Source organism: Herbaspirillum sp. Her3, from assembly GCF_057961275.1.
This window is the reverse complement of record NZ_CM176328.1, coordinates 5,058,001-5,078,093: the sequence shown is the minus strand read 5'-3', so window position 1 is coordinate 5,078,093 and position 20,093 is coordinate 5,058,001. Positions and strand designations below refer to the sequence as shown.

The window sequence follows — 20,093 nt, the reverse complement described above, 5'->3', positions numbered from 1 at the left end:
GCCACCACTTCTGAGATAATTCTCAAAAGTTGACTTCTTGCATTGTCCTGAAGCTAACACGGCTGATCCATTGCTATTGGCGTAAAACTACAGGGCCGCAAAATGATTTTTGTCACAGGGGGAGCGGGCTTTATTGGTTCCAATTTTGTGCTGGATTGGTTGCAGACCAGCAATGAACCTGTCGTCAATTTCGACAAGCTCACTTATGCCGGCAATCTTGAAAATCTCGAGAGCATTGCTGGAGACCCCCGACATGTTTTCGTGCAAGGCAACATTTGCGATCAAGAGCAGGTGGGCGCCCTGTTCCAGCAGCACCGTCCACGCGCCATCCTGCACTTCGCCGCTGAAAGCCATGTAGATCGCTCCATTCACGGTCCGGCCGAGTTCATTCGTACCAATATCAACGGTACGTTCGCGTTGCTGGAAGCCGCCCGCGCTTACTGGAACGGTCTGGCCGGGCCGGAGAAATCTGATTTCCGCTTCCTGCATGTGTCCACCGATGAAGTTTACGGCTCGCTCGCGCCCCAAGACCCGGCGTTCAGCGAGACAACTCCGTATGCACCCAACAGCCCTTATTCGGCTTCCAAGGCGGCATCGGATCATCTGGTGCGTTCCTATCACCACACCTATGGTTTGCCCACGCTGGTGACGAACTGCTCCAACAATTATGGCCCGTATCATTTCCCTGAAAAGCTGATCCCTCTTGTCATTTCCAATGCCCTGGCAGGACAGTCGTTGCCGATCTACGGTGACGGCATGCAGGTGCGCGACTGGCTCTACGTGACGGACCACTGTGCAGCCATCCGCCGTGTGCTGGAGGCGGGGCGCCCGGGTGAGAAATACAACGTAGGCGGCAATAACGAAAAGGCCAACCTGGAGGTTGTCAAGGTACTGTGCGCCTTGCTGGATGAGCTTTCTCCAAAGGCCACCGGAAAGTATTTCGATCAGGCCATCTTCGTGGCCGACCGCCCCGGTCATGATCGTCGCTATGCGATCAATGCCGCCAAGATTGCTGGTGAACTCGGATGGAGCCCCGCCGAGACCTTCGAGACCGGCATGCGCAAGACGGTTCAATGGTACCTGTCCCATCAGGATTGGGTGGCCAACGTTCGTTCGGGCCAATACCGCAAGTGGATCCAAGGCAATTACCATGGCCGTGAACAACTCGCCGGAGCACAACAATGAGCGCAGCTACGCAATGGGCAGGCACCAAGAAGGGCATCATCCTGGCGGGGGGCTCGGGTACGCGTCTTTACCCCATCACCACGGTCGTGTCCAAGCAACTGCTTCCTGTCTATGACAAGCCCATGATCTACTACCCGCTGAGCACACTGATGCTCGCGGGTATTCGCGATATCCTGATCATCTCTACACCGCAGGACCTGCCGCGTTTCCGCGACCTGTTGGGTGACGGCAGCAAATGGGGCTTGTCGCTGAGCTATGCGGAACAGCCGACTCCTGACGGCCTGGCCCAGGCTTTCATCATTGGTCGTGATTTCATCAACGGCGAGAATTCGGCGCTGATCCTGGGCGACAACATTTACCACGGTGAAGATTTCGAGCGTAACCTCAAGCATGCTGCGGCGCGCGAGAGCGGCGCCACCGTCTTCGCCTATCATGTCAACGATCCCGAGCGCTATGGTGTGGTCGAGTTCGACGCCGAGCGGCGCGCAGTGAGCATCGAAGAGAAGCCGGCGGCTCCGCGTTCCAATTATGCCGTGACCGGGCTTTACTTCTACGACAAGCAGGTGTGCGACATCGCGGCGTCGATCCGGCCTTCTGCGCGAGGCGAGCTGGAAATTACGGACGTCAATCGCGCCTACCTCGACGCAGGCACTCTCAATGTCGAGCTGATGGGCCGCGGAATGGCATGGCTTGATACGGGGACCCAGCAGTCGCTACTGGAGGCTGGCCAATACATCGCCACGCTGGAACACCGCCAGGGACTGAAGGTGGCCTGCCCGGAGGAAATCGCTTTCCGCAAGGGCTACATCGATGCAGAGATGCTTGAACGCCAGGCCGAGGTTCTCAAGAAAAATGCTTATGGACAGTACCTGTTCAGGCTGTTGCGTGGGGATATCGTCTAGCATGCCATCGGACATCAGCCATGCGGGCCCCGCTGTGGTCCGTTTTGATTTTTCCATCGCCAGTTGACGCAGCATGCAGATCCAGACTACAGACTTGCCCGGCATTGTGATCATTGAGCCCAAGGTGTTTGGCGATGATCGCGGTTTCTTCTATGAGAGCTTCAATGAGCAGCGTTTCGAGGAAGCGACTGGCCAGCGTGTGCACTTCGTGCAAGACAATCATTCGCGCTCCGCACGCAGTGTGTTGCGCGGCCTGCATTATCAGATCCAGCAGGCGCAGGGCAAGCTGGTGCGCGTCATCATGGGAGAGGTGTATGACGTCGCCGTGGATATCCGCAAGAGTTCACCCCATTTCGGCCGCTGGACCGCAGTACGGTTGTCGGCAGAAAACCGCCGCCAACTGTGGATTCCACCAGGCTTCGCGCACGGTTTCGTGGTGACCAGCGACTACGCTGAATTCCTCTACAAGACCACGGATTACTGGGCGCCTCAGCATGAGCGCTGCATTCGCTGGGATGACCCGGCGCTGGGTATCACCTGGCCGCTGGACGGTGCCCCGGCGCTGTCGCCGAAGGACGCTGCTGGCGCATTGCTGGCCGACGCCGAGGTCTTCGAATGAAGATTCTGGTGACGGGCAAGAATGGGCAGCTCGGCAGCGAGCTGGTGCATGCCTTTCGCGGCCTGGCTGAAGTCGCCGCATTTGACCGCCAGACGCTGGATCTGGCCGATACGCGGCAGTTGCGCAGCATCATCCGGGCGCAGGCTCCCGATGTGATCATCAATGCCGCTGCCTACACCGCCGTGGACCGCGCTGAAACAGATGAGGCGCTGGCCCGCGCGATCAATGCGCAGGCCCCTGCCGTCATGGCCGAAGAGGCACAAGCCCTGGGTGCGGCGCTGATTCATTATTCCACCGACTACGTATTCGACGGCGACAAGGCTGAGCCTTATCTCGAAAGTGATACCCCGGCTCCGCGCAGCGTGTATGGCAAGACCAAGCTGGAGGGCGAGCAGGCCATTGCTGCCGCGACCGGCCAGTTCTGGATCTGGCGCACCAGTTGGGTCTACGGCGTGCACGGCGGCAATTTCCTCAAGACCATGTTGCGACTTGCGCGCGAGCGGACCAGTCTGCGCGTCGTGGCCGACCAGTTCGGTGCGCCTACCTTCGCCCGTTCCATTGCCGAAGCGACCCGGGATGCGTTGATGGGAGGACGGGACGCTGGCACGCCAGCGCGGGTGGCCGACACGGCGGGCATTTACCATTTCACCGGTGGCGGCCGCACCAGTTGGCATGGTTACGCTCAATACGTCATCGAGCGCGCGGAGCAGGCCGGTTTGGCCTTGCAAGTCAAGGCGGCCGACATCGAGGCCATTGCGGCATCCGCCTATCCGGTGCCGGCGCCACGCCCGTCCAATTCCAGCCTGTCGCTGGAAAAGTTCACTCGCACTTTCGGCTTGCCCATCGCGGCGTGGCAGGATGATGTCGATCGCTGCCTGGCAGAATTGTTTGCGCAGCATCGCGCCTGAAATCATTTGCCAGCCACGCGTTCGAACGCGGCATCCAGCGTGCAGGGTGGTTCCCAGCCTAATTTGCTGCGGGTCTTGCCAATATCCACTTGCAATGACCCGCACAGCCGCTGCGCAACGGCGCGTTTGCCGAGCAGTCGCGCCGCCCATTCGATGACCTTCGCTGGCACGGGAATGAGTCTTGCAGGCCTGCCCATGGCATGAGCCATGCGGCGCAACAGCCCGGTGGTGGAGAGATCTTCGCCATCACTGACCAGGAAGACCTCGTTGGCGGCGGCGGGATGATGCAGGCACAGCGTCATCAGGTCAACCAGGTTGTCCAGTGCCACCAGGCTGCGCCGGTTGTGGGTGATCGCGCCCAGCGGCAGTGGCACCCCTTTTTCCAGCCAGCGCATCATGGCCCGGAAGTTCGCTTTCACCCCCGGCCCGTAGACCAGAACCGGCCGTATCACCACGACCTCCATTGCGCCCTCGGCCGCCAGCGCCTGCAGCGCCTGTTCGGCTTCCATTTTGGAAATCCCGTACGGATCCACCGGCGCCGGAGCATCGTCGGCCGTGAAAGGGTGGCCCGGCTCGGTCTGCTCGCCATTGACCTTGATCGAACTCAGGAAGACCAGCCGCTTTACCCCCGCGTCGCGCGCCTGCCGGGCCAGCGCCAGGGTACCCGCCACGTTGACCTGGCGAAACTGTGCCAGGGGATCGCTGGCGGTTTCCTGCATCACGTGAACGCGGGCAGCACAATGGACCACCGTATCCATCCCCGTTAGGGCCGAACGCCAATCGGTATCCGGACCCATGTCGCCGACCTGGATGGCATCCACCCCGGAAGGTAGCAAGGAGGCTGCCGATGGCGAACGCAGTGCGGCACGCAGTTGATAATCGGGGCAGGCGCTCAGGTGCTGCAGCAGGGCGCTGCCAACAAAGCCGGAGCCGCCGGTGACGAGGATACGCATTGGATGGACTTGTTCGTTGCTAGGTCGCAGAGGTCGACAATACTAACACCGGCATCCCTGCATCCGGCCCGAAAAAAGAGCGGGCCAGATCCGCGCCGGAAAAAAAAGAGCAGACCTCTCGGTCTGCTCTTTTTGCATCGGGATGAGATCAATGAAGGCAAACTGGTGTAGTGCGTGCTACTTTGCGGCCGTACTCACCGTATTCTCGTTGAGACCTCCACCCAGCGCCTTGTACAAATCAATCGCATTGTTCAACCGCAACTGCCGCGCCTGAATCAAGGACTGCTGTGCCGAGAACAGATCACGCTGCGCGTCGAGCTGATCCAGCGACGACGCAATGCCATTCTTGAAGCGCAGGTCGGTCAGGTTCCTGCGTTCCTGCTGCGCGACGAGGAAGGCTTCCTGCGCTTTCACCTGGTCGTCCAGCGCACCGCGTGCCACCAGCGCATCGGCCACCTCGCGGAAGGCCGTCTGGATGGTCTTCTCGTAGGTCACCACCGCCTGGTTCTTGCGCACTTCGGCCAGATCCAGATTGGCACTGTTGCGGCCGTAATTGAAGATCGGCAGCGACAGCGACGGACCAAAGCTCCACGCGCCCGACCCCGACTCGAACAAACCACCCAGCGTGCTGCTGGCACTGCCATAGCTGCCGGTGAGCGAAATGCTCGGGAAGAACGCCGCACGCGCCGCGCCGATGTTGGCATTGGCGGCCAGCAGGCTCTGTTCGGCCGAGCGGATGTCCGGACGATTGGTCAGCAGATCCGAAGGCAGCCCTGCCGGAATATCGGTGACGATCTTTTCATCCGACAGCAGTTGCGCCGGCGGCAGATTGCCCACCTTCTTGCCGACCAGCAGCGTCAAGGCATTCTCGGCCTGCGCGCGCTGGCGCTCCAGCTCGGCCTTGGAAACCCGGGCCGATTCCACCAGCGTCTGCGACAGGCGGTAGTCCAGCGCCGAGCTGGCACCCACGTCGAAGCTCTTCTTGGCCAGCTCGAGGTTGGCTTCGCGCGACTTGAGCGTGTCATTGGCCAGCTGCAGCTGCTCCGCATAGGAACGCTCGGAGAGATAAGCCTGCGCCACCTGGGCAATCAGGCTGATCTGCGCCGACTTCTGGGCTTCCTCGGTGGAGAGATAGGTCGCCAGCGCCGAATCCTTGAGGCTACGCACGCGGCCGAAGAAGTCCAGCTCGTAGGCCGGAACGGCCAGACCGACCTGATAGCTGTTGCTGATGTAGGGCTGGCCGGTCAGCGACTGGCTGGCCGCCGTGCGTGCGCGCGCGGCACTGCCGGTCACGTTCAGGCTGGGCAGCAGGTCCGCGCGGGTGATCTGGTACTGCGCACGCGCTTCCTCGATGTTGAGCACCGCCGTGCGCAGGTCACGGTTGTTCTCCAGGGCAGCAGCGATCAGTTGCTGCAGGCGCTGGTCCGGGAAGAACTGGCGCCAGCCCAGGTTCACGGCCTGCAGCTCGGCACGGCCCGCAGCGTCGGTCGGATAGGATGCTTCCACCGGCGCTTGCGGACGGTCATAGGTGGGAGTGAGCGAGCAGCCCCCCAATACGCCGGCCACCATCAGCGCTGCGCACAATTGCAGCAGGCGAGGCGAGCGCGGCAACGACAGATTGGTCATTGTCATTCTCCACTATCAATCTTGGGCGAGTGCTCGGCGTCAAACTTGCGTTGACGCTCGCTGCCCTTGAATACTTTGCGCACGACCACGAAGAAGATCGGCACCAGGAACACGGCCAGCACGGTAGCGGTAATCATGCCGCCCATCACGCCGGTACCGATGGCGCGCTGGCTGGCCGAACCGGCACCAGAGGCGATGGCCAGCGGCAGCACACCGAGGATGAAGGCCAGCGAGGTCATGATGATCGGACGGAAGCGCAGATGCACCGCTTCCAGCGTCGCTTCGATCAGGCCCATGCCTTGCGCCTGCAGATCCTTGGCGAACTCGATGATCAGAATCGCGTTCTTGGCCGACAGACCCACCACCGCAATCATCCCCACCTTGAAGTACACGTCGTTGGGCATGGCGCGCAGCGTCACGCCCAGCAGTGCACCGAGGATACCCAGTGGCACCACCAGCATCACCGCCAGCGGAATTGAGGTGCTTTCATACAAGGCGGCCAGCACCAGGAACACCGCGATCAGCGACAGCGCATACAGGGCAGGGGCCTGGTTGCCGGAGGTCTTTTCTTCCAGCGACTGGCCGGTCCACTCGAAACCGAAGCCCGGCGGCAGCTTGGCCACGAAGGATTCCATCTCGGCCATGGCTTCGCCGGTACTGCGTCCGGGGGCGGCACCACCGGCAATCTTCATGGCCGGATAGCCGTTGTAGCGGATCAGCTGCACCGGGCCGTTGATCCACTTGGCCGTCACGAAGGCCGAGAACGGCACCATGCCACCGTTGGAATTGCGGGCATACAAACCGGTCAGATCTTCAGGTTGCAGGCGACGGCTGGCATCGGCCTGGACGATCACGCGCTGCTGGCGGCCCAGGTTGGGGAAGTCGTTCACGTAGGACGAACCCAGCGCCGTCGACAGCACGCTGTTGATCGTGGCGAACGGCACGCCCAGCGCATTGGCCTTGTCGCGGTCGATGTCCAGTTGCAGCTGCGGTGCATCTTCCAGACCTTCCGGACGCACACCGGCCAGCACCTTGCTCTGCGCCGCCATGCCCAGGATCTGGTTGCGGGCCTGCACCAGCGCAGCGTGACCGAGGCCGGCACGGTCCTGCAGACGGAAGGTGAAGCCGGTCGCGTTACCCAGTTCCGGAATCGGCGGCGGGTTCAGCGGGAACACGATCGCATCCTTGATCCGCGAGAAGGCACCGAAGGCCTTGCCGGCAATTGCATCAGCCGACTGCGACTTGTCGCGCTCGGACCAGTCCTTCAGCGGGGTGAACACCAGCGCCGCGTTCTGGCCGTTACCGGAGAACGAGTAACCCAGCACCGCAATGGCGTGTTCCACCGCCGGATCCTTGAGGTAGTACTGCTCGATCTGCTTGACCACCTCGATGGTGCGCGCGTTGCTGGCGCCCGGCGGCAGCTGCACGTTGGTGATGATGTAGCCCTGGTCTTCGTTGGGCAGGAAGGACGCCGGCAGGCGCACGTACAGCAAGCCCACGCAGGCCACGATGACCACGTAGACGATCATGTAGCGGCCGGCCTTGGTCAGCATGCGGCCTATCAGGCCCTGGTAGCCACTGGCGGTGGTGTTGAACTTGCGGTTGAACCAGCCGAAGAAGCCCTTCTTCTCGTGGTGGTGCCCCTTTTCCACGGGTTTGAGGATGGTGGCGCACAGCGCCGGTGTGAGGGTGAAGGCCATCAGCACCGAGAACACCATGGAGGCCACCATCGACAGCGAGAACTGGCGATAGATCGCACCCACCGCACCACCGAAGAAGGCCATCGGGATGAACACCGCGATCAGCACCAGCGTGATACCGATCAACGCGCCGCTGATCTGGCCCATGGCCTTGCGGGTGGCTTCAGGCGGCGAGAGGCCTTCCTCGCTCATGATGCGTTCGACGTTTTCCACCACCACGATGGCATCGTCCACCAGGATACCGATGGCCAGCACCATGCCGAACATGGTCAGCACGTTGATCGAGAAACCGAACAGCAGCAGCGTGGCAAAGGTACCCAGCAAGGCCACCGGTACCACGATGGTGGGAATGATGGTGTAGCGGATGTTCTGCAGGAACAGGAACATCACCAGGAACACCAGCACGATGGCTTCGATCAGGGTCTTGACCACTTCCTCGATCGAGATCTTGACGAACTTGGAGGTGTCGTAGGGGATGGTGTATTTCACGCCGGCCGGGAAGTACTTGGACAGCTCTTCCATCTTCTTGTGCACGGCCGTGGCAGTGCCCAGCGCGTTGGCGGTGGGCGAGAGCTGCACGCCGATGAAGGACGAGGGCTTGCCATCCAGACGGCCGGAGGTGTCATAGCTCTGGCCACCCACTTCTACCCTTGCCACGTCGCGCAGGCGCACGGTCGAGCCATTGGCATTGGCGCGCAGCACGATGTTGCCGAACTGCTCGGGCGAGGTCAGCTGGCCGTTGACCACCACGGTGGCCGCGATCTGCTGGGTACCGGGGCTGGGCAGGGCGCCCAGGGTACCACCGGCCACCAGCGCGTTCTGCGCGGTGATGGCGTCGGTCACGTCACCGGGTGTGAGGCTCAGGCCGATCAGCTTGTTCGGATCGATCCAGATGCGCATGGCGCGTTCGGTACCGAACAGCTGTGCCTGGCCCACGCCGGGCACGCGCTTGATTTCGTTGAGGACGTTACGCGACAGATAGTCACCCAGCGCCACCGGATCGAGCTTGCCATCGGTGGAAGACAAGCCGATGAAGAGCAGAAAGTTCGAACGCGACTTGGTGACCTGCACGCCCTGTTGCGTCACGGCCGCCGGTAGGCGGGCCTCGACGCGCTTCAAGCGGTTCTGCACATCCACCGCCGCCAGGTCCGGATTGGTTTCCGGCGAGAAGGTGATGGTGATCTGCACCTGGCCGTTGGCCTGGCTTTGCGACTCGATGTATTGCAGACCATCGGCGCCGTTCATTTCCTGTTCGATCAGGCTGGTCACCGAATCGTCCAGGGTCTGCGCGGTCGCACCCGGATAGGTGGCCGTGACCACGATGGTCGGCGGCGCAATGTTGGGGTACTGGGACACCGGCAAGCCGGTGATGGCCAGCGCACCGGCCAGCATGATGAATATTGCTAGCACCCACGCAAATACGGGGCGATCAATAAAGAACTTTCCCATCTGGCAGCCTCTTAGTTAGCTTTCGGTTGGGCGCTCGCCTCGGGCTTGGCCGGCTGGCCGGTAGCCGGTGCAGAAGCGCCCGTGGGATTCCATTGGACCGGCTTGACGGTAGCGCCCGGACGGACCTTCTGCAGGCCTTCCACGATGACGCGATCGCCTTCCTTCAAGCCATCGGTGACCTGCCAGTTGTTGCCGCGCGCGCCGCCCGTCTTGACCGGACGCGCCTCGACCTTGTTCTCGGCATTGACCACCATCACCGAGGAACCGCCAGCATCACGCGTAACGGCCTGTTGCGGCACCAGCAGGGCCTGTTCGTCCACGGCCTGTTCGATCTTGGCACGCACGTAGGTACCCGGCAGCAGCAGGCGCTTGGGGTTGGGGAACTCGGCGCGCAGCGAGACCGTGCCGGTGCCTTCATCGACGCTCACGTCGGAGAACAGCAGCTTGCCCGGCTGATCGTAGGGCTGGCCGTTTTCCAGCATCAGGGTGACCTTGGCCTTGTTATCGCCCACGGTCTTCAACTGGCCGGCGGCCATGGCCTGTTGCAATCTCAGCAGGTCGGCGCTGGACTGGGTAACGTTGACGTAGACCGGATCGAGCTGCTGCACCAGCGCCAGCTGGGTCACGTCGCTCTGGCCCACCAGCGCGCCTTCGGTCACCAGCGCGCGGCCGATGCGTCCGGAGATGGGCGAGGTCACGGTGGCATAGCCCAGGTTCAGGCTGGCGGTCTGCACCGCCGCCTTGCCGGAGGCTACATCGGCCTCAGCCTGCTTCTGGGAAGCGACCGCGTTGTCGTAATCCTGCCTGGAGACGGCGTTGACTTCCACCAGCGGCTTGTAGCGCTGCACCGTCAGCGAGGTCTGCGTCAGGTTGGCCTGGGCACGCGCCAGCGTGGCTTGGGCGCTTTCCAGGCTGGCCTGGTACTGGGCCGGATCGATCTTGAAGAGCACCTGGCCTTCCTTGACCTCGCTACCTTCCTTGAAGACGCGCTTCTGGACGATGCCCGCCACCCGTGCGCGCACCTGCGCCGTGCGGAAGGCTTCCACGCGGCCCGGCAGTTCATTGGTAATGGCCACGCGCTGCGGGGCGATGGTCACCACCGAGACCTCGGCAGGCGGCATCTGGCCGCCTTGGGCGGCGGGTTTCTGACCGCAGGCGACCAGCGCGGCGGCAACGGCGACGGTCATGGTGAGGCGCGTGAAACGACTGACTGAGCTCATAGATATCTCGCACGAAAGTAAAGTTGAAGCCGCCACAGCGGCGATGAAACGAATTCGGTAAAACCGGTCACGACGATGATGCTGTGCCTGTCACCCGCAGATGGTCGGATGAGTGAATCAGGCCGCAGATTGCTGCAATGCAAGAAATCCCCCACCCGCTTCCCGGCAAGGGTGATGAATTTTTTTGCAGATGTGGAACGGCAGGGACTTGAAGCGGATGCTATTATACATACATCCATGAATGTATGTATTTCTTCTAAACATCACATTAATTTAGCAAAATTGTTCGGAATGGCGTAGCTAAATATGAGCGAAACCTTGCATTTTGGTGAAAGAGCCGCTCTGATGCCCTTCCCGCAGCATTGAACCCGAGCTCTTCCTTACGCTGCGCCCTCACCGCCGCGCTGTGGGGAAGACGAAACTGAAGCCCAGATATTGTGCCCGAATTTCACCTCATCATTCATGACCGTGGCTGCTCAAATGAAGCCTATGGCAAACTTGCGCTCGTTGCGGGCCATGTGCGTGCGCAGCAGGGGCGCGCCATGGCCGGGCTGACGGGCGCGGTCATGGTCATTTTTCCGGGAGCCTGCTGACATGGCCCGTTCGACCAAGGAAGAAGCGCTGGAAACCCGCTCCCGCATCCTCGATGCGGCCGAGCAGGTGTTCCATGAGCGCGGCGTGTCGCAAACCTCGTTGGCCGACGTGGCCAAGGCGGCCGAGGTCACGCGCGGTGCCATTTACTGGCATTTCAAGAACAAGACCGATCTGTTCGACGCCATGTGCGAACGGGTGCGCCTGCCGATGGAAGCGGTGCTGGAAGAAAACGCCAGCCCGCAGGTGGAAGACCCGCTGGGCCAGTTCCTGCGCAGCGGCGTCTATGTGCTGACCATGGCGGCGACCGATGAGCGCTGCCGGCGCGTGTTCGACATCATCTTCAACAAGTGCGAATTTGCCGACGCGCATGACCCCATCCTGATCCGCCAGCGCGAGTGCCACGTCGATGGCCTGTTGCGGCTGGAGCAGATCCTGGGCAACGCGGTGGCGCGCGGCCAGCTTCCGGCTACGCTCGATATCCGCCTGGCTTGTCTGGCCGCGCATGCCACCTTCAGCGGCTTGCTCACGGACTGGTTCTTTTCTCCCGACAGCTTTGATCTGGTCAAGGATGGCGAACGCATCCTGGCCGCCTCGCTCTACGCGCTCAAGACCGCACCTTCGCTGCAGCAGGCGCAGCCGGGCTGAGCCTCGGAAACCAGCTGGTTTTCGGGCTATATGAAAGATCAGGTAAAAATCGAGGGAAAATCAGGCAGGCCGGAGAACCCGGCCCCCGCCAGACCGGCCTGCGTCACGTGCATGACGCCCGCCGGCCCAGGGGCGATATGAAGCAACAAGCCGGAATCAATAGGTCGGCATCGAGGGATCGACCTGGTTCGCCCAGGCATGTACCCCACCGGTCAGGTTGATGACCTTGGTAAATCCCTGGCGCTCCAGGAAGGCCGCCACCTGCATGCTGCGGCCGCCGTGATGGCAGATGCAGACCACCGGCTGTTCTTCATCCAGTTCCGAGAAACGGCCGGGGATGGTGTTCATCGGGATCAGCTGGGTGCCGGCGATGTGGCAGGTCTGGTGTTCCCAGGGCTCGCGCACGTCCAGCAGCAGGGGAGTGGGGCGGTCCGGATCGTTGATCCAGGCCGCCAGTTCCGGGGCAGAGATGTGCTCCATGGTGCTTTCCTGTCTCGGCCGTCAGGCTCAGAACGTGAAGTGGGACGGCGTGAGCGCTGCATGCAGCGGCTTGGCCAGGGTTTCCACGATGTTGACGGTCTCGAAAACGTGTTCCGAGGTACGGGTGATCAGTTGCAGTTCCATCACCGGGGCCGAGCCGACGATGGCCAGCAGGCGGCCACCGATCTTGAGCTGCTTGCCGAAGGCATCCGGCAGCACCGGCAGCGAGCCGGAGATGACGATCACGTCGTATTCAGCAGCCTTGCCGTCGGCGCCGGTCCAGCCTTGGGCGCCATTGCCCAGCTGCACGTCCACGTTGGCCACGCCGTAGTCGGCCAGGTTCTGTTCGGCCAGGGCCTTCAGTTCCGGCGAGATTTCCACGGTCGTTACGTGGCGTGCCTTGTGCGCCAGCAGCGCGGCCATGTAGCCCGAACCCGCGCCGATTTCCAGCACGTATTCATGCTTCTTCACATTGGCTTCCTGCAGGATGCGCGCTTCGATCTTCGGCGCCAGCATGTTCTCGCCGCCGGGCAGCGGGATCTCGGTATCGAAGAAGGCCAGGCTGCGATAGGCGGCCGGGACGAATTCTTCACGCTTGACGACCATCAGCAGGTCCAGCACGTCTTGCGCCAGCACGTTCCAGGGGCGGATTTGCTGCTCGATCATGTTGAAGCGGGCTTGTTCGATATTCATGGCGGTGGCTCGATCTAATCTAATAGCGACGGAAAGGCAGCATTTTATCAAACACCGACGGGGTAATCAGCCCATCTGTGCGCGTAAAACGGCCCCGGTTGGGCTGGTGTTGCGGGTTTTCCTCAGTGCAATGCGAGTGGGCAGGCCGTCATCAGGCTGTCAGGCCATGGAGGCACAGGTCGATCATGTTCTCCAGGTAGGCCAGCGGATCGAGGCGGATCGCTGCGCAAGGTGCGAGCGACTGCTCCCACAGCATCAGCATGATCAGGGGTGCGACGATGACCTTCTTCATCGCTTCGGCGTCGACGCGGCGGAATTCCCCGCGCGCCATGCCGCGTTCGAGCACGCGCACGATGGTGGCATCGCCGCGCTCGGTGATTTCTTCATGGTAGAAGCGCGCCAGTTCGGGGAAGTTGCCCGATTCTGCCACCATCAGCTTGGCCAGGCCCATCAGGCCGGACTGCGAGGCCGACTGCCACCAGTGCATGATGAGGTCGCGCAGCAATTCGGCGCTGCTGCCGGCGTGGCCGTCGATACGCGCCTCGGCCTGGTCCAGCAGGGGCAGGACGTTGATGCGCACCACCGACTTGAAGAGGCTTTCCTTGCCGTCGAAGTAGAGATAGAGCGTGCCCTTGGACACGCCCGCGCGGGCGGCCACGTCTTCCAGGCGGGTGGCGGCATAGCCGCGTTCGACGAACAATTCCAGGGCCGCCGCCAGCAATTCGTGGGGGCGGTCCTGCTTGCGTCGTTCCCAACGCGGTTCTTTGGCCGATGCAGACATGAGAAACAAGATTACCGGGACGGGGCACTGTAAGTGCCAAGCCGCGCCGCCGTCAAGCGGGCAGATCAAGCGGCCAGATCAAGCACCGCGCGATGCACTACAATGCAGGCCCGCTGCTCCACCAGGAAAGTCCATGAACTGCCGAGACGCGTGCGGCGCCTGCTGCATCGCCCCTTCCATCACCAGCCCGATTCCCGGCATGCCGCAAGGCAAGCCGGCCAACGTGCCATGCGTGCAACTGGGGGATGACATGCGCTGCAAGATCTTCGGCCGGCCCGAGCGCCCGGCCTTCTGCGCCGGCCTGCAGCCGTCCCTGGAGATGTGTGGAGAGTCGCGCCCGCAAGCCATCGCCTGGCTGAACCGGCTGGAGACGCTGACCGCGCCGGGCTGCAATGCTGGCCAGCGACCGGAAGCGAACGCCTGAACGGGCGGGGAAAGCCTGTCTAGAAGGCTTCCTCGCGCCGCCGTCGGGCTTCTTCGCGGATATCCTCGATGAGCCGGCGAGTATCCACCTTTTCTTTAAGGTGGGCGGCATGGGCTTCACGGCTGATGGGAGCGATGGTCGTCAGCTCCTTCAGATCGGCAGTACTTTCTTCGTGTCGATGATGCACCGCTGCTCCTGAATCGATAGAGGGGAGGGAGGAACTCTGCCTTTGTACCACGGATCGGCGCCATTTGGCGAGTTTGGCATCAAATGAACGCTGATACGGGGCCGATGTGCCCCGTTTCGGTTCTCAGGGGAAGATTTCGGTGAGCCGCTCGCTGGGACGCACCAGCATCGTGCCCTTCGGCGCCACCACGATGGGGCGGTTGATGAGGATGGGATGCTCCAGCATCGCATCGATGAGTTGCTCATCGGTGACCGCCTCGGCATCCAGCCCCAATTCCTTGTAGAGCGCTTCCTTGGTGCGGACCACCTCGCGCACCGGCACGCCCATGGCCGCGATCAGCTGCTTCAAGGTGGCCCGGTCGGGCGGATTTTTCAGGTATTCGATGATGGTCGGCTCGACGCCGCCGTCGCGCAGTCCTTGCAGGACATTGCGCGAGGTGCCGCATTTTGGGTTGTGATAAATGGTGACGCGGGTGTCGTTGCTCATAAGACCGGGTGATGAGATGAAGAAAAAGCCATGTTAGCGCGGATTCATGACAGCAAAACGCGAGTTTTGTCACCCTGCTAAGGTAAAATCCGTTTTTGTTGCAGCGCACCGATTGCACTTTTTGCATGACGGTGTGGTCGAAAGGCCGCTTTAGGGTGACGCCAGCCCCCTCCGGCACAGCTTGCGCGCCATTGCGGCAGCCGGAGAGCCAAAAATCGGGCAAATGCTTCATGTTGGCCACCTTATTGCGGTCGGATGGATGAATAAGCCGGCTTTCCAGCGGTAAAAAGAGCAATTTCCTTCATTTCCCTTCAACCCCTCATCAAAAGCCACCCACAGCACCCGTATGGATACTCTCCTCGCGCTCAAGGCGCTCATCATGGGCATCGTCGAAGGCCTGACCGAATTCCTGCCCATTTCCTCCACCGGCCACCTGATCCTGGCCAACAGCCTGCTGCAATTCACCGGTCCCGAGTTCTCCAAGGACAAGGCCGACGTCTTCGAGATCGTCATCCAGGCCGGCGCCATCCTGGCGGTGTGCTGGGAATACCGCGTGCGCATCGCCACGGTCCTGACCGGCATGTTTACCGACCGCAAGGCCCAGCGCCTGGTGATCAACCTGATCGTGGCCTTCCTGCCGGCGGCCATCCTGGGCTTCCTGTTCAGCCGGCGCATCAAGGAAGTGCTGTTCAATCCGGTCTCGGTGGCCATTGCCTTCATCGTCGGCGGTCTCATCATCCTGTGGGTGGAGCGCCGCAACAAGGACCGCATGAACATGGCCTCGGCCCGCGTCGAAACGGTGGATGACATGACCCCGCTGGATGCCCTGAAGGTCGGCATCGCCCAGGCCTTTGCCCTGATCCCCGGCACCAGCCGCTCGGGCGCCACCATCATCGGCGGCATGATGTTCGGCCTGTCGCGCAAGGCGGCCACCGAATTCTCGTTCTTCCTGGCCATCCCGACGCTCTTTGCCGCCACCATCTACTCGCTCTACAAGGAACGCGCCCTGCTATCGGCCGCCGACGTGCCGCTCTTTACCGTGGGCACCGTGGCCGCTTTCGTTTCGGCCTTCCTGTGCGTGCGCTGGCTGCTGCGCTACATCAGCTCGCACGATTTCACCGTCTTCGCCTGGTACCGCATCGTCTTCGGCATCATCGTGCTGGTGACCGCCTATACCGGCGTGGTCGCGTGGGTGGAGTGAAGCCCCGCCGTGCCGCGTGCCTGATGCCTGTGCGTCAGGCGACTGTCAGCCAGCCTCAGGGCCGGCACGATACACTGCAGTACCCGCTGCCGGCCTCGATGCTGGTAGCGGTCAACAACATCCTTTTCGCCAACTCCCTTCAGAGCACATTCCATGGCCAACGTCTGCAGCGCCGGGCTTGATATCGGCTTTGCCTCACTGAGTTACGCACAGATCGGTTTCCTCGGCATCGTCCAGGGCATCACCGAACTGCTCCCCATTTCCTCGACTGCCCACATGCGCATCGTGCCTGCCTTCCTGGGCTGGCATGACCCGGGCTCGGCCTTTTCGGCAGCCATGCAGCTGGCCGCGCTGGCCGCCGTCATCAGCTACTTCCGGCGCGACGTGAGCGCGGTCACCGGTGGCAGCCTGGCCGCCTGGCGCCGCCGCGATTTCAACGATCCCATGTTCAAGCTGGCCGTGGCCATCATCCTGGCCACCATTCCCATCGGCATTGCCGGGCTGGCGCTGTCGCACGTCTTGAATGCCTGCGGCTCGCCGCTGCGCAGTCTGACCGTGATCGGCTGGTCCTGCATCGTCATGGCGGTCTTGCTGGCGATCTCTGAAATGGTCTGCCGCCATCGCCGCAGCGTTGACCAGATGCGCCTGCGCGATGCCTTGATCGTCGGTCTGGCCCAGGTCGGTGCGCTGATCCCGGGTGTGTCGCGTTCCGGCTCCACGCTCACGGCGGCGCTGTTCCTGAACTTCCGCCGCGAGGAAGCGGCGCGCTTTTCCTTCCTGCTGGGTTTGCCCGCCATCGCCCTGGCCGGCTTGAAGGAGCTGGCCGTGCTGCTGCATGCGCATATCCCGCTGGAAGCCTGGGGCGTGCTGCTCTTTGGCCTGGCCGTGGCGAGCGTGTCGGCCTTTGCTGCCATCTGGGGCCTGATGAAATTCCTGGAGCGTTTCTCGACATGGCCCTTCATTGCCTATCGAGCTGTGCTGGGCGTTTTCCTGCTGTTGGCGGTGTCGCGGGGCTGGCTGCAATAAAATAGCGCCTTTGCTACGCAGCAGCTTCAGGTTTTTCCATGGTCGATCTCGATTCCTTGCCTCCCGGCGCCAACCAGCAAGAACGCGCACTGCACGTGCTGGAAACGGTGTTCGGCTACTCGTCCTTCCGCGGTCACCAGGGCGAGATCGTCCAGCACGTCGCCAATGGCGGCGATGCCCTGGTGCTCATGCCCACCGGCGGCGGCAAGTCGCTGTGCTACCAGGTGCCGGCGCTATTGCGCGAGGGCACCGGCGTGGTGGTCTCGCCGCTGATTGCGTTGATGCAGGATCAGGTAGATGCGCTCGCCGAAGTTGGCGTGCGCGCGGCCTTCCTCAATTCCACCCAGAGTTTCGACGAAGCCCTGCAGATCGAACGGCGCCTGCGCCTGGGCGATCTGGACGTACTCTACGTCGCGCCGGAACGGCTGATGACGCCGCGCTGCCTGGAGCTGCTCGAATCGGCCCGCATCGCACTCTTCGCCATCGATGAAGCGCACTGCGTCTCGCAATGGGGCCATGATTTCCGTCCGGAATACATCAAGCTCTCCATCCTGCACGAGCGCTTCCCGCAGGTGCCGCGTATCGCGCTGACGGCCACCGCCGACCAGCAGACCCGCGAAGAGATCATCCATCGCCTGCAACTGGAAGATGCGCACCAGTTCGTCTCCTCCTTCGACCGTCCCAACATCCGCTACCAGATCGTGGAAAAGGCCAACGGCCGCAAGCAGTTGCTGGACTTCATCAAGAGCGAACATCCGGAAGATGCCGGCATCGTCTACTGCCTCTCGCGCAAGAAGGTCGAGGAGACCGCCGAGTTTCTGCGCGGTGAGGGCCTCAACGCGCTGGCCTATCACGCCGGCATGGACTATGCGCTGCGCACCAAGAACCAGGCGCGCTTCCTGCGCGAAGACAAGATCGTGATGGTCGCCACCATCGCCTTCGGCATGGGCATCGACAAGCCTGACGTGCGCTTCGTCTGCCACCTCGACCTGCCCAAGAGCGTGGAAGGCTACTACCAGGAAACCGGCCGCGCCGGCCGTGACGGCCTGCCCGCCGACGCCTGGATGGCCTATGGCCTGCAGGACGTGGTGCAGCAGCGCCGCATGATCGACGAATCCGAAGCCGACGAAACCTTCAAGCGCGTGCTCGGCACCAAGCTCGACGCCATGCTGTCGCTGTGCGAGACCTTGCATTGCCGGCGCGTGCACCTGCTCGACTACTTCGGCGAACACTCCAGCCCCTGCGGCAATTGCGATACCTGCCTCACGCCCCCGGAATCCTTTGATGCGACGGTCGAGGTGCAGAAGCTGCTCTCCACCGTCTATCGCGTCGAGCAGCGTTTTGCGCCGGGCCACGTGATTGAGGTATTGCGCGGCATCGATGGCGAACGCGTCAAGCAATGGCGGCATGACCAGCTTTCCGTCTTTGGTGTCGGCAGTGATCGCGGCGAGGCCGAATGGCGCGCCATCCTGCGCCAGGTGATTGCGCTGGGTTTGCTGACGGTGGATGCCGAGAACTACAGCGCCCTGAAACTCACCGAAGCCGCGCGCCCGGTGCTGCGCGGCGAACAGCAGGTGCAATTGCGCCGCTACCGCAAGCCGGAGAAGGCCAAGCGGACTTCGCAGCGTTCCGGCTTCGTCGAGACCGATCTCAATACCGAAGAACAGGCGCTCTTCGAAAAACTGCGCTGGTGGCGCATGGAAACCGCGCGCGCCCACAACGTGCCGGCCTACGTCATCTTCCACGATGCCACAATGCGCGAAATCGCCAAGGCCCGGCCGCAATCGCTGGATGACCTGCGCCACGTCACCGGCGTGGGCGAAAAGAAACTGGAGACCTACGGTGCGCAGATCATCGAGCTGATTGCCGAGATGCAGGCGGGATAGCGGGAAGAGGCGGGGAGAGGGTGGAAAATGGGTGATATGAAGTTTTCTTCATCAGCTGCCCCGTGGCCCTCAGAAAAAACGGCATGTCCTGTGAAGGAACATGCCGTTTTCATTGAATCCTGGCGGGGCGAATCGATCAGGCGCGCTTTTCGAACACCAGATCCCACACCCCATGACCCAGGCGCAGGCCACGATTTTCGAACTTGGTGGTATCGCGGTAGTCTGGACGCGGCACGTAGCCGGAGGGATCGGTGGCCGTATTCTTCAGCGTCGGCTCGGCCGACAGCACTTCCAGCATCTGGATGGCATATTCTTCCCAGTCGGTGGCGCAGTGGAGGTAGCCACCGGGCGCCAGGCGCGAGCTGATCAGTTGCACCAGCGGCGACTGGATCAGGCGGCGCTTGTTGTGGCGCGCCTTGTGCCAGGGATCGGGGAAGAACACATGCACGCCAGCCAGGGTATCGGGCGCGATCATGTTGGTCAGTACTTCGACGGCATCGTGCTGGATGATGCGCACGTTGTCGAGCTGGTCTTCGCCGATCAGCTTGAGGTAGCTGCCCACGCCGGGCGTATGGACTTCGACGCCGATGAAGTTTTTCCCCGGCATCAGGGCCGAGATCTTGGCGCTGGTTTCGCCCATGCCGAAGCCGATTTCGAGGATGGTCGGCGCCTGGCGTCCGAAGGTCGCTGCCAGATCCAGCGGCGCCTTGTCGTAAGGGACGAGGAAGCGCGGACCCAGTTCTTCCAGGGCGCGTCCCTGCGCAACCGACACGCGTCCGGCGCGGGTGACGAAACTACGGATACGGCGTTCGCTGGGATCGTAGAACAGCGGCTTGCCGGATTTGTTTTCAGACATGGATGACTCGAAGCAATTGAGGGCAGCCCGCGAGGTCGCGCCGGTCGGGGGCGGGGGGCAGGGCTGCTGGGAAGCGGTCTGGAGCGGGTGAAGGGGATCGAACCCTCGTCTTAAGCTTGGGAAGCTTCTGCTCTACCATTGAGCTACACCCGCGAGACCGCGTATTTTACGCGGTATTCATCGAAGTCGGCAATTTGAAGACTTCTTACCTAGAGGCAGTTTTGAGATGGCAGCTTCGATTACTGTGATGTAGCCAGCATGCTAGACGCACT

19 protein-coding genes and 1 tRNA gene are annotated in these 20,093 nt (G+C 62.2%); 9 read left to right on the top strand and 11 right to left on the bottom strand.

The window, feature by feature from the left end:
- Positions 1-102 precede the first annotated feature (102 nt).
- The 4 genes from rfbB to rfbD all read left to right on the top strand — a co-directional run bounded on the left by rfbB (position 103) and on the right by rfbD (position 3,614).
- Complete coding sequence (gene rfbB, locus ACVC5H_RS23110; RefSeq protein ID WP_489620050.1) at positions 103-1,185, top strand: dTDP-glucose 4,6-dehydratase; 1,083 nt, start codon at positions 103-105, stop codon at positions 1,183-1,185.
- The gene (gene rfbA / locus ACVC5H_RS23105) at positions 1,182-2,087 is read left to right on the top strand and encodes a glucose-1-phosphate thymidylyltransferase RfbA (protein ID WP_489620049.1); all 906 of its coding nucleotides are present in this window, start codon (positions 1,182-1,184) and stop codon (positions 2,085-2,087) included. The genes rfbB and rfbA overlap by 4 nt, the downstream gene beginning before the upstream one ends.
- Positions 2,088-2,160: 73 nt before the next feature.
- Positions 2,161-2,706, top strand: a complete 546-nt coding sequence (gene rfbC, locus ACVC5H_RS23100) for a dTDP-4-dehydrorhamnose 3,5-epimerase (protein ID WP_489620048.1) — start codon at positions 2,161-2,163, stop codon at positions 2,704-2,706.
- Entirely contained in the window at positions 2,703-3,614 is a 912-nt protein-coding gene (rfbD, locus tag ACVC5H_RS23095) for a dTDP-4-dehydrorhamnose reductase (protein WP_489620047.1), read from the top strand. The genes rfbC and rfbD overlap by 4 nt, the downstream gene beginning before the upstream one ends.
- A gap of 2 nt (positions 3,615-3,616) precedes the next feature.
- On the opposite strand, the gene ACVC5H_RS23090 is transcribed toward rfbD, so the two are convergent.
- From ACVC5H_RS23090 to ACVC5H_RS23075, 4 genes are all read right to left on the bottom strand, one after another.
- A complete protein-coding gene (locus ACVC5H_RS23090; RefSeq protein ID WP_489620046.1) occupies positions 3,617-4,567 on the bottom strand; it encodes a UDP-glucose 4-epimerase family protein in 951 nt (316 codons plus the stop codon).
- A gap of 177 nt (positions 4,568-4,744) precedes the next feature.
- The gene (locus ACVC5H_RS23085; RefSeq protein ID WP_489620045.1) at positions 4,745-6,193 is read right to left on the bottom strand and encodes an efflux transporter outer membrane subunit; all 1,449 of its coding nucleotides are present in this window, start codon (positions 6,191-6,193) and stop codon (positions 4,745-4,747) included.
- 2 nt (positions 6,194-6,195) lie between these two features.
- The gene (locus tag ACVC5H_RS23080; protein ID WP_489620044.1) at positions 6,196-9,342 is read right to left on the bottom strand and encodes an efflux RND transporter permease subunit; all 3,147 of its coding nucleotides are present in this window, start codon (positions 9,340-9,342) and stop codon (positions 6,196-6,198) included.
- 11 nt (positions 9,343-9,353) lie between these two features.
- A complete protein-coding gene (locus ACVC5H_RS23075) occupies positions 9,354-10,562 on the bottom strand; it encodes an efflux RND transporter periplasmic adaptor subunit (protein ID WP_489620043.1) in 1,209 nt (402 codons plus the stop codon).
- A gap of 594 nt (positions 10,563-11,156) precedes the next feature.
- Between ACVC5H_RS23075 and ACVC5H_RS23070 the strand changes: the two genes are divergently transcribed.
- Entirely contained in the window at positions 11,157-11,801 is a 645-nt protein-coding gene (locus ACVC5H_RS23070; RefSeq protein WP_489620042.1) for a TetR family transcriptional regulator, read from the top strand.
- A gap of 156 nt (positions 11,802-11,957) precedes the next feature.
- Here ACVC5H_RS23070 and ACVC5H_RS23065 read toward each other — a convergent pair whose 3' ends face one another.
- The 3 genes from ACVC5H_RS23065 to ACVC5H_RS23055 form a co-directional block, all read right to left on the bottom strand.
- On the bottom strand, positions 11,958-12,281 hold the full coding sequence (locus ACVC5H_RS23065; protein ID WP_489620041.1) for a rhodanese-like domain-containing protein: 324 nt from the start codon (positions 12,279-12,281) through the stop codon (positions 11,958-11,960).
- A 27-nt stretch (positions 12,282-12,308) separates the two neighbouring features.
- Complete coding sequence (locus ACVC5H_RS23060) at positions 12,309-12,974, bottom strand: protein-L-isoaspartate O-methyltransferase family protein (RefSeq protein ID WP_489620040.1); 666 nt, start codon at positions 12,972-12,974, stop codon at positions 12,309-12,311.
- Between the two features lie 151 nt (positions 12,975-13,125).
- Entirely contained in the window at positions 13,126-13,755 is a 630-nt protein-coding gene (locus ACVC5H_RS23055) for a TetR/AcrR family transcriptional regulator (RefSeq protein WP_489620039.1), read from the bottom strand.
- A 133-nt stretch (positions 13,756-13,888) separates the two neighbouring features.
- On the opposite strand from ACVC5H_RS23055, the gene ACVC5H_RS23050 reads away from it, so the two are divergent.
- A complete protein-coding gene (locus tag ACVC5H_RS23050; RefSeq protein ID WP_489620038.1) occupies positions 13,889-14,179 on the top strand; it encodes a YkgJ family cysteine cluster protein in 291 nt (96 codons plus the stop codon).
- A 19-nt stretch (positions 14,180-14,198) separates the two neighbouring features.
- Here the strand turns inward: ACVC5H_RS23050 and ACVC5H_RS23045 are convergent, their stop codons facing one another.
- Together ACVC5H_RS23045 and arsC are read right to left on the bottom strand one after the other, a co-directional pair.
- On the bottom strand, positions 14,199-14,366 hold the full coding sequence (locus tag ACVC5H_RS23045; protein WP_008325257.1) for a hypothetical protein: 168 nt from the start codon (positions 14,364-14,366) through the stop codon (positions 14,199-14,201).
- Positions 14,367-14,489: 123 nt separating this feature from the next.
- A complete protein-coding gene (gene arsC / locus ACVC5H_RS23040; RefSeq protein ID WP_489620037.1) occupies positions 14,490-14,852 on the bottom strand; it encodes an arsenate reductase (glutaredoxin) in 363 nt (120 codons plus the stop codon).
- A gap of 346 nt (positions 14,853-15,198) precedes the next feature.
- On the opposite strand from arsC, the gene ACVC5H_RS23035 reads away from it, so the two are divergent.
- From ACVC5H_RS23035 to recQ, 3 genes are all read left to right on the top strand, one after another.
- A complete protein-coding gene (locus ACVC5H_RS23035; protein WP_489620036.1) occupies positions 15,199-16,053 on the top strand; it encodes an undecaprenyl-diphosphate phosphatase in 855 nt (284 codons plus the stop codon).
- 153 nt (positions 16,054-16,206) lie between these two features.
- Positions 16,207-17,079: an undecaprenyl-diphosphate phosphatase gene (locus ACVC5H_RS23030; RefSeq protein WP_489620035.1), complete on the top strand. Its 873-nt coding sequence runs from the start codon at positions 16,207-16,209 to the stop codon at positions 17,077-17,079.
- Between the two features lie 38 nt (positions 17,080-17,117).
- Positions 17,118-18,965, top strand: coding sequence for a DNA helicase RecQ (recQ, locus tag ACVC5H_RS23025; RefSeq protein WP_489620034.1), 1,848 nt, complete (start codon positions 17,118-17,120; stop codon positions 18,963-18,965).
- Positions 18,966-19,101: 136 nt separating this feature from the next.
- Here the strand turns inward: recQ and trmB are convergent, their stop codons facing one another.
- Together trmB and ACVC5H_RS23015 are read right to left on the bottom strand one after the other, a co-directional pair.
- Entirely contained in the window at positions 19,102-19,821 is a 720-nt protein-coding gene (gene trmB, locus ACVC5H_RS23020) for a tRNA (guanosine(46)-N7)-methyltransferase TrmB (RefSeq protein WP_489620033.1), read from the bottom strand.
- 79 nt (positions 19,822-19,900) lie between these two features.
- A tRNA-Gly gene (locus tag ACVC5H_RS23015) sits at positions 19,901-19,974 on the bottom strand.
- Positions 19,975-20,093: the final 119 nt, after the last annotated feature.